The organism is Nostoc sp. PA-18-2419, from assembly GCF_005869855.1.
In the GTDB taxonomy this organism is placed as follows: domain Bacteria; phylum Cyanobacteriota; class Cyanobacteriia; order Cyanobacteriales; family Nostocaceae; genus Nostoc.
Genome location: NZ_SZNH01000023.1, coordinates 67,908 through 86,521, shown reverse-complemented (window position 1 = coordinate 86,521; position 18,614 = coordinate 67,908). Strand labels below are relative to the sequence as shown.

General features: G+C 42.8%; 9 protein-coding genes and 1 pseudogene. 6 read left to right on the top strand and 4 right to left on the bottom strand.

Features of this window, described 5'->3' with window-relative positions; all coding sequences use genetic code 11:
• The first annotated feature begins 121 nt into the window (after positions 1-121).
• Positions 122-319, top strand: a complete 198-nt coding sequence (locus tag FCR06_RS21910) for a hypothetical protein (protein WP_223280228.1) — start codon at positions 122-124, stop codon at positions 317-319.
• A 157-nt stretch (positions 320-476) separates the two neighbouring features.
• On the opposite strand, the gene FCR06_RS21905 is transcribed toward FCR06_RS21910, so the two are convergent.
• Positions 477-2,594, bottom strand: a complete 2,118-nt coding sequence (locus FCR06_RS21905) for a catalase (RefSeq protein ID WP_138503476.1) — start codon at positions 2,592-2,594, stop codon at positions 477-479.
• Between the two features lie 749 nt (positions 2,595-3,343).
• Between FCR06_RS21905 and FCR06_RS21900 the strand changes: the two genes are divergently transcribed.
• Both FCR06_RS21900 and FCR06_RS21895 read left to right on the top strand, forming a co-directional pair.
• Complete coding sequence (locus FCR06_RS21900) at positions 3,344-4,360, top strand: AraC family transcriptional regulator (protein WP_138503474.1); 1,017 nt, start codon at positions 3,344-3,346, stop codon at positions 4,358-4,360.
• Between the two features lie 95 nt (positions 4,361-4,455).
• Entirely contained in the window at positions 4,456-7,002 is a 2,547-nt protein-coding gene (locus FCR06_RS21895) for a TonB-dependent receptor (protein WP_138503472.1), read from the top strand.
• A gap of 128 nt (positions 7,003-7,130) precedes the next feature.
• Here FCR06_RS21895 and FCR06_RS34640 read toward each other — a convergent pair whose 3' ends face one another.
• Both FCR06_RS34640 and FCR06_RS21885 read right to left on the bottom strand, forming a co-directional pair.
• Positions 7,131-9,524 (bottom strand): beta strand repeat-containing protein, encoded by a 2,394-nt coding sequence (locus tag FCR06_RS34640; protein WP_138503470.1) that lies wholly within the window; start codon positions 9,522-9,524, stop codon positions 7,131-7,133.
• Positions 9,525-10,363: 839 nt separating this feature from the next.
• Positions 10,364-12,613: pseudogene (locus FCR06_RS21885) on the bottom strand (beta strand repeat-containing protein); the annotation flags it as partial.
• Between the two features lie 779 nt (positions 12,614-13,392).
• Here FCR06_RS21885 and FCR06_RS21880 point away from each other — a divergent pair.
• From FCR06_RS21880 to FCR06_RS21870, 3 genes are all read left to right on the top strand, one after another.
• Positions 13,393-13,851 (top strand): Mov34/MPN/PAD-1 family protein, encoded by a 459-nt coding sequence (locus tag FCR06_RS21880; RefSeq protein ID WP_138503466.1) that lies wholly within the window; start codon positions 13,393-13,395, stop codon positions 13,849-13,851.
• A gap of 71 nt (positions 13,852-13,922) precedes the next feature.
• Positions 13,923-15,095, top strand: coding sequence for a molybdopterin-synthase adenylyltransferase MoeB (moeB, locus tag FCR06_RS21875; RefSeq protein WP_138503464.1), 1,173 nt, complete (start codon positions 13,923-13,925; stop codon positions 15,093-15,095).
• Between the two features lie 93 nt (positions 15,096-15,188).
• The gene (locus FCR06_RS21870; RefSeq protein ID WP_138503462.1) at positions 15,189-16,382 is read left to right on the top strand and encodes an MFS transporter; all 1,194 of its coding nucleotides are present in this window, start codon (positions 15,189-15,191) and stop codon (positions 16,380-16,382) included.
• A gap of 68 nt (positions 16,383-16,450) precedes the next feature.
• On the opposite strand, the gene ftsH4 is transcribed toward FCR06_RS21870, so the two are convergent.
• Positions 16,451-18,310: an ATP-dependent zinc metalloprotease FtsH gene (ftsH4, locus tag FCR06_RS21865; protein ID WP_138503460.1), complete on the bottom strand. Its 1,860-nt coding sequence runs from the start codon at positions 18,308-18,310 to the stop codon at positions 16,451-16,453.
• Between the last annotated feature and the right edge of the window lie 304 nt (positions 18,311-18,614).

Below are 18,614 nucleotides of genomic sequence, written 5' to 3'. Positions count from 1 at the left end.
AGAAATGTGTCTTCGGCTTGAGAGCTAAATTCACTCTGGCTAGCAAGATGAATTATGGAAAGTCTCCCTATTCTCAATAAGGTTTAAGTCATATCTGCGTTAAAATTTACTTGCTTGGCGATTGACACTTAAGCATCAAAAGGTTAATTCTTCTAAAGAAACTGACTTTGGGGAAAATCTGAGTTTTTCTCCTGCGAATGGTTTAGCAGTGTATCCTCCGGTCGATGCAATCAATCGGTTACGCAGCATTGTTTATTATATCGTTGCTGATAACTGTCACAAAAAACGAGGAGTCAAATACAAAGAACCAACTGTTTGATATTAGATAGCTTAGATGGCGAAAAAATTATCCACTCACCTAACAATTTTGAGTCACAAATGAAAAGCGATCGCACTACCTGATAGCTGATGCGATCGCTTGCAAAATCTAGATGGAAATGGACTCTTTTTCCTACATGACTTCTATTAGAAACTACCTATGCAGGTACCATTTCCTTTTGAAATCTCATCCAATGACGATGTTGAGCGATCGCACTAATAAAATCATCAGCTATAGATTTCAAATCAGATTCACTAGAAGTCACCACACCCTTGTCAGAGCGCGCCCCATTTTGCGACAACTTCACGCCCGCAATATTAGCCACCGATAGTAGTTCAACCCCTTCGCTGGTGGCGGCGATTGTTTTATAGTGCTTGAATGCCTCGTTAATGAAGTTAATTGCTTCTTTCTCCTGCTTGAGCGCCTTGATACTCTGCGCTCCACCAGGTACATACACTGCATCAAACATCACAGAAGCAGCTGTATCAAAGGTCATCTCAACCGGGATTTCCTGACCATCATCACCTTTGATTTTACCGCCATGAGTCGCAACGATTTTTGCCTGAGCGCCCTCCTGCGTTAGTGCTTGCTGGAGTGTGCTAAGTTCCTGAGCATTTACACCATCCGCCGCTAGAATTGCAATCTTGCGACTCTTAATCGTTTTTTCTGGCATCTTCTCTAGCATAGTTTGGATACTGAGTGCTGGAGATTTCTGCCCATGATTTGGTTTAACTTCTGTAGGAACAGGTAAGCCAAGTCCCTCAGCAATGCGAGTTACCAGTTGATGATCCACAGAGTTAAATAACTCTAGCATCCGCTCTTTGACGGCGGCGTTCATCACTTTGCCCAGCTCAAAATGTGCGGCTTTGACTAAGTGTTCTTTCTCCGGCTCGGATAAACTGTTCCAGAATAAAGTTGCCTGACTGAAGTGGTCTTGGAAACTGGGGCTGCGTTCTCGAATTTTATTACCTTCCACCTGCTCCTTATAGCTGACAAAGCCGCCAAGATTTTCCGGAGCGTTCATCGGGCAACCATTACCCAGAGAATTCGGGAAGTAGTTTACCTTTGAAGTGGGAATGTTGTACTGCATAACGCCGTCCCGCTGGTTATTATGGAACGGACAAACAGGGCGGTTAATTGGTAAATCGGTATAATTTGCGCTTCCTAAACGGTGTACTTGCGTATCAGCGTAGGAGAAGATCCGACCTTGCAGCAGGGGGTCATCCGAGAAGTCTATGCCTGGTACAACATTGGCAGGTTGAAAGGCAACTTGTTCAGTTTCGGCAAAGTAGTTGTCTGGGTTGCGGTTGAGTACCATCTTGCCGATTGGCTTCACCGGAACCAATTCTTCAGGAATCAACTTGGTAGAATCGAGGATATCGAAATCAAACTTAAATTCGTCCTCTTCCTCGACAATCTGCACCCCAAGTTCAAATTCTGGATAGTCGCCCATTTCGATCGCATCCCCTAAATCACGGCGATGGAAATCAGGGTCTTTTCCGCCTGCTTTTTGCGCCTCATCCCATACTATCGAATGCACGCCGAGAATCGGCTTCCAGTGAAATTTCACAAATCTAGCTTTGCCTTGTTCGTTGACAAAGCGGAAAGTGTGAATCCCAAATCCTTGCATCATTCGGTAACTTCTGGGCAGGGTGCGATCGGACAGTATCCACATAATCATGTGCATCGATTCTGGCACGAGCGAGATAAAGTCCCAGAAATTATCATGAGCGGTTCCCGCTTGGGGTATCTCGTTGTGCGGTTCGGGTTTCACAGCATGAATCAAGTCAGGAAACTTGATCGCATCTTGGATAAAAAATACCGGAATATTGTTGCCGACTATATCGTAGTTGCCATCTTCAGTGTAGAACCTAACAGCAAATCCACGTACATCGCGGGCGGTATCAGCCGAACCCCGAAACCCAGCAACCGTAGAAAATCGAACGAAGACAGGAGTTTTAACCGAGGGATCTTGAAGAAATTTGGCCTTTGTATATTCTGCTAAGGATTCGTAAGGCTGGAAGTACCCATGAACACCTGCTCCTCGCGCATGAACTACCCGCTCTGGAATGCGCTCTCGATCAAAGTGTGCCAGTTTCTCGCGGAAGTGAAAGTCTTCTATCAATGTGGGGCCACGAGATCCAGCTTTAAGCGAATCATTTGTGCTGTTAACCCGCACTCCCTGATTGGTGGTCAGATATTCCCCAGCTTCTTGACGAAAAGAGTCTAGAGCCTTCTGCTTACTTTGCTCGTTGATCGGATTGTGTTCAGTCATGTCAGGTGGTGTAAAGTGCTATATAACAGTTGAATTAACTTGCGTAATGTGTTGGCTAATTTTGTTTAGCAGGTAAATAAGTCTACTGGGATAGGTTGTTGCCGCTGCTCATTCCTTTTTGGGCGAGTCATTAAGAGCGACTCTACTATCTTAGACAAGATAGTACAATAGTTCCTCTCACTCAAGACGGAGAGAAGCGGCGTGTGTCTCATTTGCTAGTTGCGAAGTGGATTACTTACCCGTAAATCCAGAGCGCAGTCCAGCTGCTGCTTCCCTAACCGCTTGCTTCCCCTGACCCTGCTAGTGTGGCAAACTCTCTTGCTGATATTTTTCGATTCACAAACTCCTCCAAGAACCACCACAGCAAAAGTACAACCTAAGTCTGACTGGTTTTTCCACCCAATTTTAGGCAATTGCTAGCAACATCATCTGAAGCACTGCATCTTAGCCCTCTGATATGAGTAGCTCAAGGAGTAGTCAGTTTACTTCTGGATGGCATTCAAGAGACTTAACTCAACCTTTGAAAATAGCCGAGCAATATTAATCTTAAAAAGCTAGAAGCAATTTTACCTCTCCCCAACCTTCCCCAAGGCATCGGGGGAGGGTGCGACTGCCGAACCCGTACTCCTTCCCTTCAGGACGCTATGCAAACGGAGAACTCGAAGGGTATGGCTTGTTAATAGAAATCGCCCCACACCTCAGTTCATGGGAAACTATTGCAAGTATTGCAATTATCGCTCAGTCCCAAAATGACCATTAGCATTTCGCGCAATTCTTTCTGGGAAATCTTTTTTGAAGATGAACCAACCAGACAACGCTACGACCCCTCAGATGAGTTTGATATTCTTTGGCAATATCCATCCGAGTTTGGTAAAGGATATTGCCGAGATATTCAACTGCGAGAAGGATTAGGGTTACTAATTAGTAATTATCAACTGCGCGATCGCTTAATAATCAAAGTTCCAGAACGTGGAGGTGATTTTGTCGCATACGACTTCTGGGTTTCAGGAAGCGGCGAAGGCAGGGATGTTCATACGGGAAATTATCTAGCAGGCGGAGCAGGACAGCACCTTTTCTCTAGCGGTGGTACAATACCAAGCCAAATTGGAACCAGTTCAACAGCGCAACCTCATCTTGCTATATCTGTTTGGATGACACAGGAACTATTTCGCTCATTTGCAGGCAATGCCCAAAAAGAAGTTTCTTCGTCCTTACAGCATCTGCTCCGGCAACCCACTCAAGAACTGTATCAGCGTCTGGGAACAACTACACCAGTAATGCAAGGACTTGTGCAGCAAATTCTGTGCTGTCCGTACCAAGGTTTGACTAAGCGGATGTATCTCGAAAGCAAGGCGCTGGAATTAATGACACTGCTGGTAGAAGAGGAATTGGAAGCAAAAGAAGGTAGACACAATCCCACCGCACTGAAGCCAAATGATATTGATCGCATTCACCATGCGAGAAATATTTTGCTAGAAAATCTTGACAATCCACCATCTTTGATTGAGTTAGCAAAGCAAGTAGGATTAAATGATCGCAGTCTCAAACAAGGATTTCGCCGAGTGTTTGGTACAACTGCCTTTGGCTACTTACACGACTATCGCCTAGAGAAAGCACGCCAACTCCTCAATACTGGAGAGATAAAAGTAATTGAGGTGGCAGATAGTATTGGCTTTGCCAGTCGCAGCTACTTTACAGCCGCATTTAAGAAAAAGTTTGGTCTTAGCCCCAAAGAATATCAAATGCAGCAGAAAAAGTCCGTCTAAAGCACAAAAAAAGTCCGTCTAAAGCACAAAATTTCTTTCACTTACACTAGTCCATCCAGTAATCTTCTTGAGAAGGCTTGTCAGGGTAGGATGTAATGATAAATCAGTGGCAACAAGTGGTGTTAATCATAAGTGCGCTGCTAGGATTGGGCGTTCAGCCTGTTTGGGCACAAACAGTTGAGAAAAATATTTCTAATATTTCTAGTATCCGCGAAATAAAACTGCCGCTCACTACCGCCCAAATGCTAGTGCAGTCGCCAGTATCAGAAATCGTGCAAGTTACTGATGTCAAGGCAAACCCCACTAATAAAGGTGTGGAGGTGATTTTACAGACATCCAAAGGACAGGAGTTGCAATTGGTGAATCGCAGTGCTGGCGATAACTTCATTGTTGATGTTCCCAATGCTCAACTGCGCCTTCCTTCTGGTGAGGCATTCACATTCCGGTCAGATAAACCAATTGCAGGTATTACACAGATAACAGTCACGAATTTTAATGCTAATACTATCCGAGTTACGGTGACGGGGGAAACTCTTGCACCACAGGTTGAGTTGTATGACAGTCCAAACGAAGGTCTGATCTTCTCTGTGGCGAGTACTGCACCAAGGGCGCAACAACCGCAGCCGCAGCAAAACCAGACACAACCAAGTCAATCGTCAACTAGTGGTGATGAGCCAATTGAGTTGGTGGTAACAGGAGAGCAAGACGGATACAACGTGCCAGATGCCTCAACAGCTACCCGGACTGATACACCCCTGCGTGACATTCCTCAGTCGATTCAAGTAGTACCCCAACAAGTGCTAAAGGATCAACAAGTCATTCAAGCTTCAGAGGCGTTGCGTAACGTTAGTGGTGTACAACAGTCAATACCATCTGGCGGCAGTGCTGAAGACATATTTTCCATTCGTGGTTTTGAGCAAAACGTTAATCTACGTGATGGTTTTAGAGACGTTGACCAGAAATTGGTGGAAACCGCTAATTTAGAACGGATCGAGGTACTCAAAGGACCCGCTTCAGTACTATATGGCAATGTAGACCCTGGTGGAGCGATCAACTTTGTCACCAAACAACCACTCAGAGATCCTTTTTATTCTTTTGGAGTGCAAGCCGGAAGTTTTGGTCTTGTGCGACCGACTGCGGATCTATCAGGTCCATTAAACCCAGAGCGTACACTGCTGTATCGGTTGAATGCAGTTTATCAGCACGGTGGATATTTTCGAGACTTGGACCAAGAAATTGAACGTTATTTTGTCTCACCTGTGTTGAACTGGAAGATTGACGAACACACCAACTTGACCCTGGAATTTGAACATTTAGATGAGAAGCGACCTCTTGATGACGGACTGATTGCCTTTGGTAGAGGAGTTGCAAATATTCCCTTTGATCGGATTTTAAATGAAAGGGATGATAATTTCAGCCGAACACAGGACACGGTGGGATACCGTTTAGAACATAATTTGAGCGAAGACTTGAAGCTTCGCAGTCGGTTTCGATTCACTGTGAGTGACTCCCGATACCGTAGTGCTTCCGCTGGAAGTTTAAACGAGCAGACTGGGGAACTGAGTAGAAACTGGGCTGATATCCCAGTTAATTTCAAGAACTATTTGCTGCAAAACGATTTAATTGGAAAATTTTCTACTGGTAGGGTCAAGCACACGCTTCTATTTGGTGTTGATTTGGAAAGGACAACAAATAATATCAATTATCACGTTGATGCTGCTCCTAGTATTAATATCTTTAACCCCATTTATGGAACCGTTCCTCGTCCCTATCAAGATCAGCTTCCAGTGGTCTATGCGATCAATAATCAAACAAATTTTTTGGGCATCTTTTTGCAAGATCAAGTAACAGTCACTGACAATTTAAAATTGCTGCTCGGAGGACGCTTCGATTTAGTCGATCAAAAGTCTACTTCAGATCAACAAGATGATGCCTTTACGCCACGGGTTGGGATTGTCTACCAACCGATTCAACCAATTTCACTCTATGCTAGCTTCAGTAAATCATTCCAACCCAATTCAGGAACTCTTGTAGATGGTTCACTGCTTCCAGCAGAGCGCGGTACTCAGTATGAGGTTGGTGTCAAAGGTGAATTTTTAAATAACAAGCTGACATTAACCCTAGCTGCTTACGAAATTACCAAGAGCAACGTCGCCACGACCGATCCTAACAATACAAATTTTGTCATCCCAGTTGGAGAGCAGAGAAGTCGCGGCATTGAGTTGGATATTGCAGGCGAGATTCTTCCAGGCTGGAATATTATCGCCTCCTACGCTAACACCGATGCCAAAGTTACAAAAAGCAACGATGGGCAACAGGGAAACCAACTTTATAACGTACCATATAACGCTGCTTCTTTGTGGACAACCTATGAACTTCAAACTGGGAGTTTGCAAGGGCTAGGCTTTGGCTTGGGTTTATTCTACGTAGGCGATCGCCAGGGGGATCTGGCTAACGACTTTAAAGTAGATAGCTACTTGCGGACTGATGCCAGCGTTTTTTATCGGCGAAATAAGTTGAGTCTGGGTCTGAACTTCAAGAATCTTTTCAATGTTGACTACATTGAAGCTAGCCGAACTAGAACCACTGTTAACCCTGGTGCCCCGTTTACGGTTCAAGGCACGGTTTCCTGGGAGTTTTGACCCTGGCGACTGCTCGAGTTCTGTCATGGAGATTATTATGCTATCTAATGCGAAGTGCTACTCTAGACACTTCGCATTCCAAAGTTTTTCTATTTTCTCTACTTAGAGTGATAGAGTATTAATCACAATTAAACAATTACAAAATTATTGTTGGTTAATGATAACCCAGCAGTAAGTTGTGCAAATTGTACCTGAGTAAATGCACCCCCACTGCCATCAGAGTCAAAGAACAATGCACCTGTAATAGAGTTATAAATAAATCGGTCATCGCTAGTGGTTGCAGATGCTCCAATTCTAAACTGATTTGTCTCAAGTGAACCTGGTGATAAGCCGCCACCAAAACCAGCAGCCGATATCTGAATCAGTTCATTTGTTGCATTGAAGTCATAAATCCTATCAACACCTTGATTGAAACTATTGAAAACAAAGGTATCAGTACCACCTCCTCCATAGAGGCTGTCATTACCTTTGCCACCTGTGAGGATATCGTTGCCATTACCACCTTTGAGGATATTCTTACCAGTAGCATCAAAGGCTGTGAGAATATCATTACCATCGCCACCATCGAGTAGATTATCCCCCGATGAGTAGCTGACATCCAAGTAATCGTCATCAGCACCACCGTTAAGAGTGTTACTACCAGAGGAGTCATATCTGCCGTTGCTGGTGTCGTCGAACTCGGCAGAGGCAAATAAAGAATCATTGCCATCACCTCCAGAGAGCAGGTTATTACCTGATGAAAAGTTAACATTCAAAATATCATTACCACCACCACCATTGAGGGTGTTATTGCCAGAGATAGCATCGGCAGACAGCAAATCTTCGCGGTAGTATCTCAAGATGCCATCGGCAAACAGAGAATCATTGCCATCGTCTCCAGAGAGCAGGTTATTACCTGTTGAAGCGTCGAGATCCAAGTAATCATTACCTTTACCACCAATAATCGTATCATTGCCGTTACTGCCACCGTAGAGTGTATCGTTACCATTAGTCCCGACAATATTGTCGTCGTAGTATGTACCTCTAATACCTAATCGTTCAATATTACTGTAGTTAACCTGATTTGTACCCACCGTAATTGCGCCAGTGTTAGTACTGGCATTGAAAGTAGATGTGATTGGCTCACTAGGATCGCCATAATAGAAATTGATGTACAAAACATCGTCGTTACCTGTTCCTCCATCTACCGTTTGAGTTGCTGAGGAGGAAACGACAGTAGATAATTGCTCTAAAATAAAAGTGTCATTGCCATCGCCACCATCTAATAGGTTATTACCTGTTATATTTGTCACTTCCAAGTCATCATCACCAGCACCACCTTTGAGAGTATTATTACCAGACACTCCATCAAGATATGAGCTAGAAAGGATGAGTGCATCATTGCCATCCTGCCCAGAGAGTAGGTTATCGCCTGTTGAATCTCTAGCAGTCAAGAAATCGTCACCAACGCCCCCATAGAGTAGATTATCGCCTGTTGAAATGTCAACATTCAATCTATCGTCACCAGCACCGCCTTTGAGAGTGTTGTTGCCTGAGGCAAAATAGAGCTGTAAATATCTGCCTTGGTCAAAATAGTAGTCGCCTTGAGCAGAAAGACTATCATTACCATTCCCTCCATCCAGGAAGTTATCACCTGTTGAAATGTCTGCATTCAATAAATCGTCACCAGCACCACCCTTGAGGGTATTATTGCCTGAGGCAACAGTATGTAGGTACTGGTTTCCAGATGCAAATAGAGAATCATTGTCATCGCCACCATCCAACAGATTATTGCCTGTTAAAAAGTCAGCAATCAAGTAATCGTCACCAGCATTACCCTTGAGGATGTTATTGCCTGCACCACCAATAAGAGTATCATTGCCTACACCACCAATGAGAGTATCATTGCCGATACCACCCCTTAAAAGGTCGTTGCCACTCTTGCCGTCGATTTTGTCATTGCCCCCTTGACCATTGACAACATCATCTGAGTTATCTAAACCCGTAATATTATTGTCGAGGTCATTAAGAAAAGTAACCATATTCTTGATACCCAGGCTAGTTTCTGTCGAGTTGGCATCGAGAACATTAAAACTGTCCGTGATACTAGTTTGGTTAGAAAATAGAATATTGCCGATAGCTGGTTTTGTTCCAGAAGCTTTCAGGTTCTCCAAGTTTTCTAATTTAAAGTTTTGTAGAATGACTTTTGTATCATCTACTCCTTCAAAGGTAATTTCCAGATTGCTGCCATTCTGGGTGAGTAGCATATTTCTGGCTGTGAAGTCTTCAAATTTAATAGTATCTACTTCGGCAATGACTGCTGCTGAGGGATTTGTGCCTTCACCTACACCACCAAAATCAGTGATTGTATCAGTACCGTCACCAAAATTATAAACAAATATATCGTTACCACCGCCACCGGTTAAGGTGTCATTACCCTGATTTGCTGTGATGATATCGTTGCCAGCTTTACCGTTAATTGTGTCTGCGCTGTTAGTGCCCAGTAAAGTGTCGTTTGCGTTTGTTCCAATGATATTTGCCATTACTTTTTCTTCCCTGAATAAATTTTTGAAGTAATTTCAGTTCTCAAGTTACTGCTAGTGTTTGAGAACACAAAAGTTAGCCGAAAGTAGATGCTTTCGACACAGTTAAATCTCACCCTTGAGGGTTTAGAATTTTTCTGTGAAGATTCAGCTTTTAACTAGTGCTGTTGTAGTACTTATCCAACTATTAAGGACTATTTAAGTCTTAAGCACTGTAGAAATTTATGAGGGTGTGGATTCAGTACAATCCGTCGTTTCAGGCAGGCTTTTTTAATTATCCTCGATTGGTAGCTCAGGCGCGATCAAATCCCGGCATCTCTCAAAAAACATCAAAAAATTAAAGCTTGAATGCCTAATACACACTTCATATTTGGTTTTTTAATAGGGAACTTTAATAGGAGATAGGCAAAATAATTGTCATCCCCTTGTCATGGGCGATCGCCCTTGGAGTGCTTAGCCGAGAAATAGAAAACATCTGATAACATTATACTAACTTAATACAGAATATTTACTTACATGTCATTCCAAGCGATATCTTTGCATACTCTTTATATTATTTGCTGATATATACCTATTGAGCTTTGTATATTCTTTATATTTTGCGGCCAAAGAATTTGCTTAGAGCAGCAAGCAGATGTCCGAAGCATCGATAGAACATGCCTACAGCAGGCTACACCTACGCTATGATACAAATAAACTCTATCCAAGCCAAAATCGCTTTTGCTTGCCATTAATTACTAATACATAGAAAAATTAAATGCAGAGTGTGTAAAATGGCATTCTGCATTTTTTAGATTAACCACTTTGCTTACTGCTCAGTAATACAACCCTAATTACCCTTAAGTAACTACAAAATTGTTGTTGGTTAGTGACAAGCCACCAGATAGCCGTGCAAATTGTACCTGAGCAAACGTACCTGCACTACCATCCTGGTCAAAGAACAATGCACCTGTAGTATTGTTATAGATAAATCGCTGACTAGTTGTGGTTGCAGATGCACCAATCTTAAACTGACTTGTCTTAAGTACACCTGATGATAAGCCGCCACCAAAACCAGTAGCCAATACCTGAATCAGTTCATTAGTGGCGTTGAAGTCATAAAGTCTATCAACACCTTGATTGAAACTATTAAAAACAAAGGTATCAGTACCCGCTCCTCCATAGAGGCTGTCATTACCTTTGCCACCCGTGAGGATATCGTTGCCATTACCACCTTTAAGGGTGTTTTTACCAGTAGCATCAAAGGCTGTGAGAATATCATTACCATCGCCACCATCGAGTAGATTATCGCCTGATGAATACTCAAGATTCAATGTATCCTTACCAACACCTCCATTGAGAGTATTATTGCCTGAGGTGTTAATAGTGCTTCCATCGTAGTCGTTGTACTGGAAGCCAGAGCCAGAGAGAGAGTCATTGCCATCGCCACCATCAAGGAGGTTATCACCTGATGAATAACCAATATTCAATGTATCGTCACCAACACCACCATTAAGAGTGTTGTTACCTGATGTGACGTAATTATAATATAGATATCCGTCGTAGTAGTATTCTAAGCCAGAGGCGCTAAGAGAATCATTACCATTATCTCCAGACAGAAGGTTACTGCCTGTTGATAAGTAAATATTTAAAGTATCGTTACCACTACCACCGTTGAGTGTGTTATTGCCGGAGGCGCTGTTTAATCCGTTGTAGTAGTCCCAGTAGCCAGAAGCTTGAAGATAATCACTGCCATCACCACCATTGAGCAAATTATCGCCTGTTGAGGAATCAACATTCAAGGTATCGTTACCAACACCTCCGTTGAGAGTGTTATTGCCCAAAGAGTAATCGATGCCGTATCTGGTGCTGTAGCCAGAACCAATGAGATAATCATTGTCATCACCACCAATAAGCAGGTTATTGCCTTGTGAAGCGTTCACATTCAAGGTGTCATTACCAATGCCACCATCGAGTAAGTTATCGCCTGTTGAATAATCCGCAATCAAGTAATCATCACCAACACAACCGTTAAGGGTATTATTGCCGGAGGCGCCAACAATGCTATAGTACTGAAATCCAGAGAGGGAGAGTAAATCATTCCCATCATCACCAGACAGCAGGTTATTGCCTGTTGAATAGTCCGCACCCAAGGTATCGTCACCAGCACCACCCTTAAGCGTGTTCTTCCCTAGACTACTAATAGTAGAATCAAAGTTTCTGGTGCTGGCATACATAAAATCATTACCGTTGTCCCCAGACAGCAGATTATCGCCTGATGAATATTCAATATTCAATGTATCATTTCCAGTGCCACCGTTAAGGGTGTTATTGCCTGAGGCATAGTAAGTATTTTCGTAGTCGTAGTAGCCCGAAGCATCAAGATAATCACCGCCATAGCCACCAGATAACAGGTTATTACCAGTATCGGCAATGAGAGTATCATTGCCTGCACCGCCAATGAGAGTATCATTGCCCGTACCACCACGCAGCAAGTCATTGCCACTTAAGCCATCAATTTTGTCATTACCTCCTTGCCCATTGACGACATCATTTGAGTTGTCTAAAGCAGTGATGTTGTTGTCTAGGTCATTAAGGAAAGTTACTGTGTTCTTGATGCCGATGTTTGTATCAGTAGAGTTAGCATCTAGGACATTAAAGCTATCGGTGATGCTGGTTTGACCATCAAACAGGATATTACCTATGGCTGGTCTTGTGCCATTCGCCTTGAGGTTCTCTAAGTTTTCTAATTTGAAGTTTTTCAGAATCACCTTGGTATCAGATCCTTCAAAGGTGATTTGCAAGTTTGTGCCATTCTGTGTCAGCAGCAGATTTCGCGCAGTCAAGCCCTGGCCAAATTTGATAGTATCAACTTCGGCAATCACCGCTGATGGTGGATTTTTTCCTTTTCCGACACCACCAAAATCAGTAATTATATCAGTACCACCGTACAAGTTATAAACAAATATGTCCTTGCCGCCTCCACCTGTTAAAGTGTCATTTCCTTGATTAGCTGTGATGATATCATTGCCAGCTTTACCATTAATTGTATCGGCACTGTCAGTACCAACTAGGGTGTCATTTGCATTGGTTCCAATGATATTTGCCATAAATTGTTCCTACTTAAATCAATGTTTGGGAGTAATTTTCAATTATCAAGTTGCTGTTAGTACTTGAGGGCATAAAAATTTGTCGAAAGCGTCAACTTTCGACAAACTTAAATCTCACCCTTGATGGTTAATTTTTTTAAGACTCTCCTTTTAATTCGTTTGCAAGTGGTACTTATTCAACTATTAAGGACTATATAGTCTTAAGCACCGTACCAATATCTGAGCATGTGGCTTCTAAAAAGCAACTAGTTTCAGGCTGATTTAATTCATCCTTCATTAGTAGCCTTTGTATTACTGAAAAACAGTTAAAAAATTAAACTGCAATACCCAAAACCAAAAGTTCATAATTTGGTTAGTTTGTCAATACATAAGTCCCAGTAGCTTAAAAATAGAAAACACTTGACATAGCATAAAAGAAGAAATCTCTATGCCTTTTTCGTAGGCGATCGCCTTTGAATATCTAGCTTGAAAATAGGAAACATTTAAATAACCCGATAATAACTAAGTACCGAACATTTACTTAAATGTCTATATTTTCAGAAAATTTTTGCATAATCTTCATATTAGTTGACAAATGTATAAATACACACTAATTTTTATGTATTCTTGAAATTTTGATAGCCAAAGAATTGACCGAAAGCAGTAGGATAATATTCTCTGGAAAGAGAAAAATAGATATTTGATGATAGTGTTCGCTACGATCAAAATAAAACCACTAAGTAGTAAGGTATTGTATTCAAACAAGAATCGCTAGAGATAGCAAAATTATAAACGCAGACATGATCGGACTTAGCCAAGAACATTTACAGACTATTCGCACCCATGCGGAAAAGATTTACCCAGAGGAATGCTGTGGTATAATCTTGGGCCATATGGCTAATGAAGGCAAAACCACAGTAGAAGTTATGCCAACAGAAAATGCCTGGAATACAGAGGCGGGTGCTGAATTTTGTGGCGACCAGACAGTAGAAAGTAAAAAACGGCAATATACGATCGCCCCCCAAGTAATGTTACAAGCACAAAAACAAGCACGCGATCGCTCATTGAGTATTATCGGTATTTTTCACTCCCACCCGGATTGTTCTGCCATACCTTCAGAATGCGATCGCGTGTATGCTTGGCAAGGATACTCGTATATAATAGTTTCCGTCCAAAACGGTAAAGCCACAGAAGTGCGAAGTTGGAGCCTTGATAACACTCATCAGTTCCAAGCAGAGGCAATTGAAAATATAATTTAACGGCTTAATTACAAGACAGATATCATTTTTCGATAGGATTAATATTCCCGCTCTTCCACCTGTTAACTGCTATGATCAATCCCAATCTGGATGAAATCCAGTTGACCAAAGACGATTACGAACGCTACTCCCGACACCTGATTTTGCCGGAAGTGGGACTCGAAGGACAGAAGCGCTTGAAAGCTGCTAGCGTACTTTGTATCGGTACAGGTGGACTAGGTTCACCACTACTTTTATATTTAGCAGCTGCGGGTATTGGACGCATCGGCATTGTTGATTTCGATGTTGTTGATACTTCCAATCTACAACGTCAAGTAATCCACAGTACATCCTGGGTAGGTAAACCCAAGATTGAATCCGCAAAAAACCGCATTCACGAGATTAATCCCTATTGTCAGGTCGATCTCTACGAAACTCGCCTGAGTTCCGAAAATGCATTGGAAATTTTTCAACCTTACGATATCGTGGTTGATGGGACTGATAACTTTCCTACGAGGTATCTAGTCAACGATGCTTGCGTATTGCTAAACAAACCCAACGTCTACGGTTCCATTTTCCGCTTTGAAGGACAAGCTACTGTATTTAATTACGAAGGTGGGCCGAATTATCGCGACCTTTACCCGGAACCACCACCACCAGGAATGGTTCCCTCTTGTGCTGAAGGTGGCGTGTTGGGAATTTTGCCAGGAATTATTGGTGTTATCCAAGCAACGGAAACTGTCAAAATTATTATTGGACAGGGTAATACGTTGAGTGGACGGTTGCTGCTATACAACGCCCTAGATATGAAATTTCGGGAATTGAAGCTACGTCCTAACCCAATTCGTCCAGTGATTGAAAAGTTGATAGACTACGAACAATTCTGCGGAATTCCACAAGCTAAGGCAGAGGAGGCAAAACAGCAGATGGAAATTCAAGAAATGACAGTCAAGGATTTGAAGGAATTGCTAGATAGTGGTGCGAAGGATTTTGTACTACTGGATGTGCGTAACCCCAATGAGTACGAGATTGCTAAGATTCCTGGCTCAGTTTTGGTACCCTTACCAGAGATTGAAAACGGGAATGGTGTTGCTAGGGTGAAAGAAATATTGAACGGTCACCATTTAATTGCTCATTGTAAGATGGGCGGGCGATCGGCAAAAGCCCTAGCTATCCTCAAAGAAGCCGGAATTGTGGGGACGAATGTCAAAGGTGGAATTACCGCTTGGAGTAAGGAAATTGATTCCTCAGTTCCAGAGTATTAAAAAGGAATAAGAGGAGATAAAACGGATGAGGGAGATGAGGAGGACAAGATAAAATTTTCTTGTCTGGTCTTGTCTCCCTCATCTTTTGTGCTTATGACTACCTCAAAATTTTCTTTTAATATCTTATGGGTGCAAGTTTGGGCGTTGGCTGCGGTGCAAGGGGCAATTACCTTAACTTGGTTAATATATAATCTGTACTTGCCCCAACTTTTGGCCCAGTTTGATTTTCCTGCCTCATTGGCTGTTGGTTTATTGCTGGTAGAAAATGCCTTGAGTGCAGTATTGGAACCAGTGATGGGGGGACTTTCGGATGAATCTCGGCGTTGGGTAGGAACGAGATTTCCCTTTATCTCAGTCGGTGTGATTCTGGCATCAGCTTTGTTTATTGCTATACCATGTGTTGTCAGCTTGATCCCGCTTAATATCGTTTTACGATCGCTGCTGCCAATAATTCTGGTAGCCTGGGCATTAGCAATGACGATATTTCGCTCTCCAGCTATGTGCTTGCTGGGAATGTACTCTACACCAGCCGAGTTACCATTGGCAGTCAGTTTTGTTACTTTAGTAGGAGGATTTATTGGCGCTTTTAGACCAATTGCAAGCAAATATATTCTCAGTTTAGGGCCAGTTTTAACTTTTGCGATTGGTTCTTTTGCTTTATTGGGGACGACAGCTGTGTTGCGCTTAGTTAATCCTCCAGAAACCCCAGTTGATCGACACAATGCAGAGATAGTACAGTTTCCTTTACAAAAATTGGTGGTGATTTTAGTAACTGGTTTTGGTGTAGCATGGGGTATCCGATTTTTGATGGATGTCTTAGGTAAAGTCCTCAAAGCTCAACTGAATACTGATAATATTGATGTGCAAATGGTGTGGATTGGAATAGCGATCGCTCTAGCCAACATTCCGGCTGGGATATTCGCCGTCAAAATTGGCAATCGTCAAGCAATGCTTTGTGGTATTTGTGCAACCATTGCTTCGTTACTGATAATAATATTTGTGGGCGCCCAGATTCCGATAATTCTATTAATCGTTGCTGGCTTTAGTTTAATTGTTAATGGGGCGATTCCTTTTGCTTTAGCACTGATACCCAAAAGATGGGTGGGATTAGGAATTGGCATGTACTTTGGTGGGTTTGCTTTGGCGATGAGTTTGTTTAACATTCTATTTCCCCAACCGCAAACCATATCACCTTTTGTTGGTGCAGTTGGGGGTGCAATGGCATTTTTACTAGCTGGTGTTTGCATTGCGGTGAGTGGTATTTCTCAACCTCAAAGTAATGCATAGATATAACGCAAAGATACTCCAAGCTATTACTTGGAGTATCTCTGTGCTTTGGTTAGCGTTACCTGCGTTTAAGAAGCAGTTATTGGTTGAACTTGATTCAACAGACTATGCAATTTCTCTCCTTCAATGACTTCTGTTTCCAGTAATTGAGTGGCGATCGCTTCTAATAAGTCTCGATTCTGTGTGAGAATCTGTAGGGCTTGTTCGTGGGCTGTTTCCACGATTTCCTTGACTTCGCTATCAATGGCTTTGGCTGTATCTTCACTCACCATTCGTCGAGGATTAGGGGCACCATTGCCCAGGAACGCTGCTTGTTGTCCTTGTTGGTAAGCTAGCGGTCCTAAAACTTTACTCATACCATAGGTAGTCACCATGCGTTCTGCCAAGTCAGTTGCTCGTTGCAAATCGTTGGATGCACCTGTAGTAATACTGCCAAACACAATCTCTTCAGCCGAACGTCCCCCCAACAGAGTTGCAATCTGACCGCGCAGTTCTCCTTCATTCATCAAAAAGCGGTCTTCGGTGGGTAATTGCAAGGTATAACCTAAAGCAGCCATTCCCCGAGGAATAATCGAAATCTTTTCTACACGACCGTTTCCTGTTGTAAGCGCCCCTACCATTGCGTGACCGACTTCGTGGTAAGCAACAATCTTTTTCTCAGTATCACTCAATACGCGACTCTTCTTTTCTAAACCAGCGACTACCCGCTCAATTGCTTCGGCAAAATCTTCTTGAGCAACCGTTTGCCGTTGATTGCGAGCTGCTAATAATGCAGCTTCATTCACCAAATTTGCTAAATCTGCACCAGCAAAACCAGGAGTACGAGTTGCGATCGCCTTTAGGTTTACATCATCTCCTAATTTCACCTTTTGAGCGTGAATCTTGAGAATTGCTTCCCGACCAGATAAATCGGGACGGTCTACCAACACTTGACGGTCAAAGCGACCCGGACGCAGCAATGCAGGATCGAGGCTTTCTGGACGGTTGGTTGCTGCCAGAACAATCACCGTTGCATCCCCAGCCGCAAACCCATCCATTTCAGTTAATAACTGATTGAGGGTTTGTTCGCGTTCATCATTACCACCGTAGAAGCCGTTACTACTGCGAGATTTACCAATGGCGTCCAATTCATCAATAAATACAATACAGGGTGCCTGTTTCTTCGCCTGCTCAAATAAATCTCGTACCCTGGAAGAACCTACACCAACAAACAGTTCTACAAACTCCGAACCAGAGATACTGAAGAATGGAACTCCTGCTTCCCCGGCTACAGCTTTCGCTAAAAGTGTCTTACCAGTACCTGGAGGACCAACTAACAACACACCTTTGGGAATCCTGGCACCAATCTGCGTAAAACGTCCTGGTGTCTTGAGAAAATCTACAATTTCCACTAATTCAGTTTTAGCTTCTTCTACCCCAGCTACATCTTGGAAGGTAATTTTAGCTGATTCACCTTCTACGTAAACCTTAGCTTTGCTTTTACCGATAGAGAGAACACCTTGAGAACCACCACCACGGGAGATAAAGAACTGCCAAACAGCAATAAAAATCAATGGTGGGACGACCCAACTCAACAGGGTCGTAAACCAAGTATTCTTGGGTGGAGGTGCAGCGGCGAATTCAACTCCTTTTTGTTCTAAGAGTTTGGGCAATTCCAAATCAAAGATTGGTGTAGTTGCAAACACTTGACCCGGTTGGCCACTCTCTGTTTTTAGTTGATAGATGATCTGGCTTTGACCAACGGAAACGCGGTTGACTTCACCTTCCTGTACTTGATGAATAAATAAGCTATAGGGAACGCCAGTGGGATTAGAACCAAATAAACCAGGCAAAAATATATTTAAAAGCAGAAATAGCCCTGATATTGCCAACAATATATTGGCAACAATCCGAAACCGAGGTAATTTGGGCTGTTCTTTAATTGCCATAGATGTTACCAATCCTGAAAATAAAAACTAACTTGAAAATCGGGTATAGAGCAAAGCAATTCTGAGTTTTGAGTAAACAAGTGAGTCATCTCATTTATTTACTTAAAACTTGCTTATCTCCCTCATCTCCCTTAACGGTTTGAGAAACTTAATTAAAGACTGCTTAAAAATACTGGCGTACTCGCCCAACCTAAGCAATGTCTACGATGCTCACTGAGCTTCTCGCCCTGACTTGTGCCGAGCAGAGCCGAGGTAGCGACGCCAAAGGGTGTCGAAGTGCGGGCTACGCCTGTACAAAGTTGTT

What these genes read in the sequence shown, in the direction of transcription:
- FCR06_RS21880 (WP_138503466.1), top strand. Translation starts at nt 13,393, where the DNA reads ATGATCGGACTTAGCCAAGAACATTTACAGACTATTCGCACCCATGCG.
- FCR06_RS21905 (WP_138503476.1), bottom strand. Translation starts at nt 2,594, where the DNA reads ATGACTGAACACAATCCGATCAACGAGCAAAGTAAGCAGAAGGCTCTA.
- ftsH4 (WP_138503460.1), bottom strand. Translation starts at nt 18,310, where the DNA reads ATGGCAATTAAAGAACAGCCCAAATTACCTCGGTTTCGGATTGTTGCC.
- FCR06_RS21900 (WP_138503474.1), top strand. Translation starts at nt 3,344, where the DNA reads ATGACCATTAGCATTTCGCGCAATTCTTTCTGGGAAATCTTTTTTGAA.
- moeB (WP_138503464.1), top strand. Translation starts at nt 13,923, where the DNA reads ATGATCAATCCCAATCTGGATGAAATCCAGTTGACCAAAGACGATTAC.
- FCR06_RS21870 (WP_138503462.1), top strand. Translation starts at nt 15,189, where the DNA reads ATGACTACCTCAAAATTTTCTTTTAATATCTTATGGGTGCAAGTTTGG.
- FCR06_RS34640 (WP_138503470.1), bottom strand. Translation starts at nt 9,524, where the DNA reads ATGGCAAATATCATTGGAACAAACGCAAACGACACTTTACTGGGCACT.
- FCR06_RS21895 (WP_138503472.1), top strand. Translation starts at nt 4,456, where the DNA reads ATGATAAATCAGTGGCAACAAGTGGTGTTAATCATAAGTGCGCTGCTA.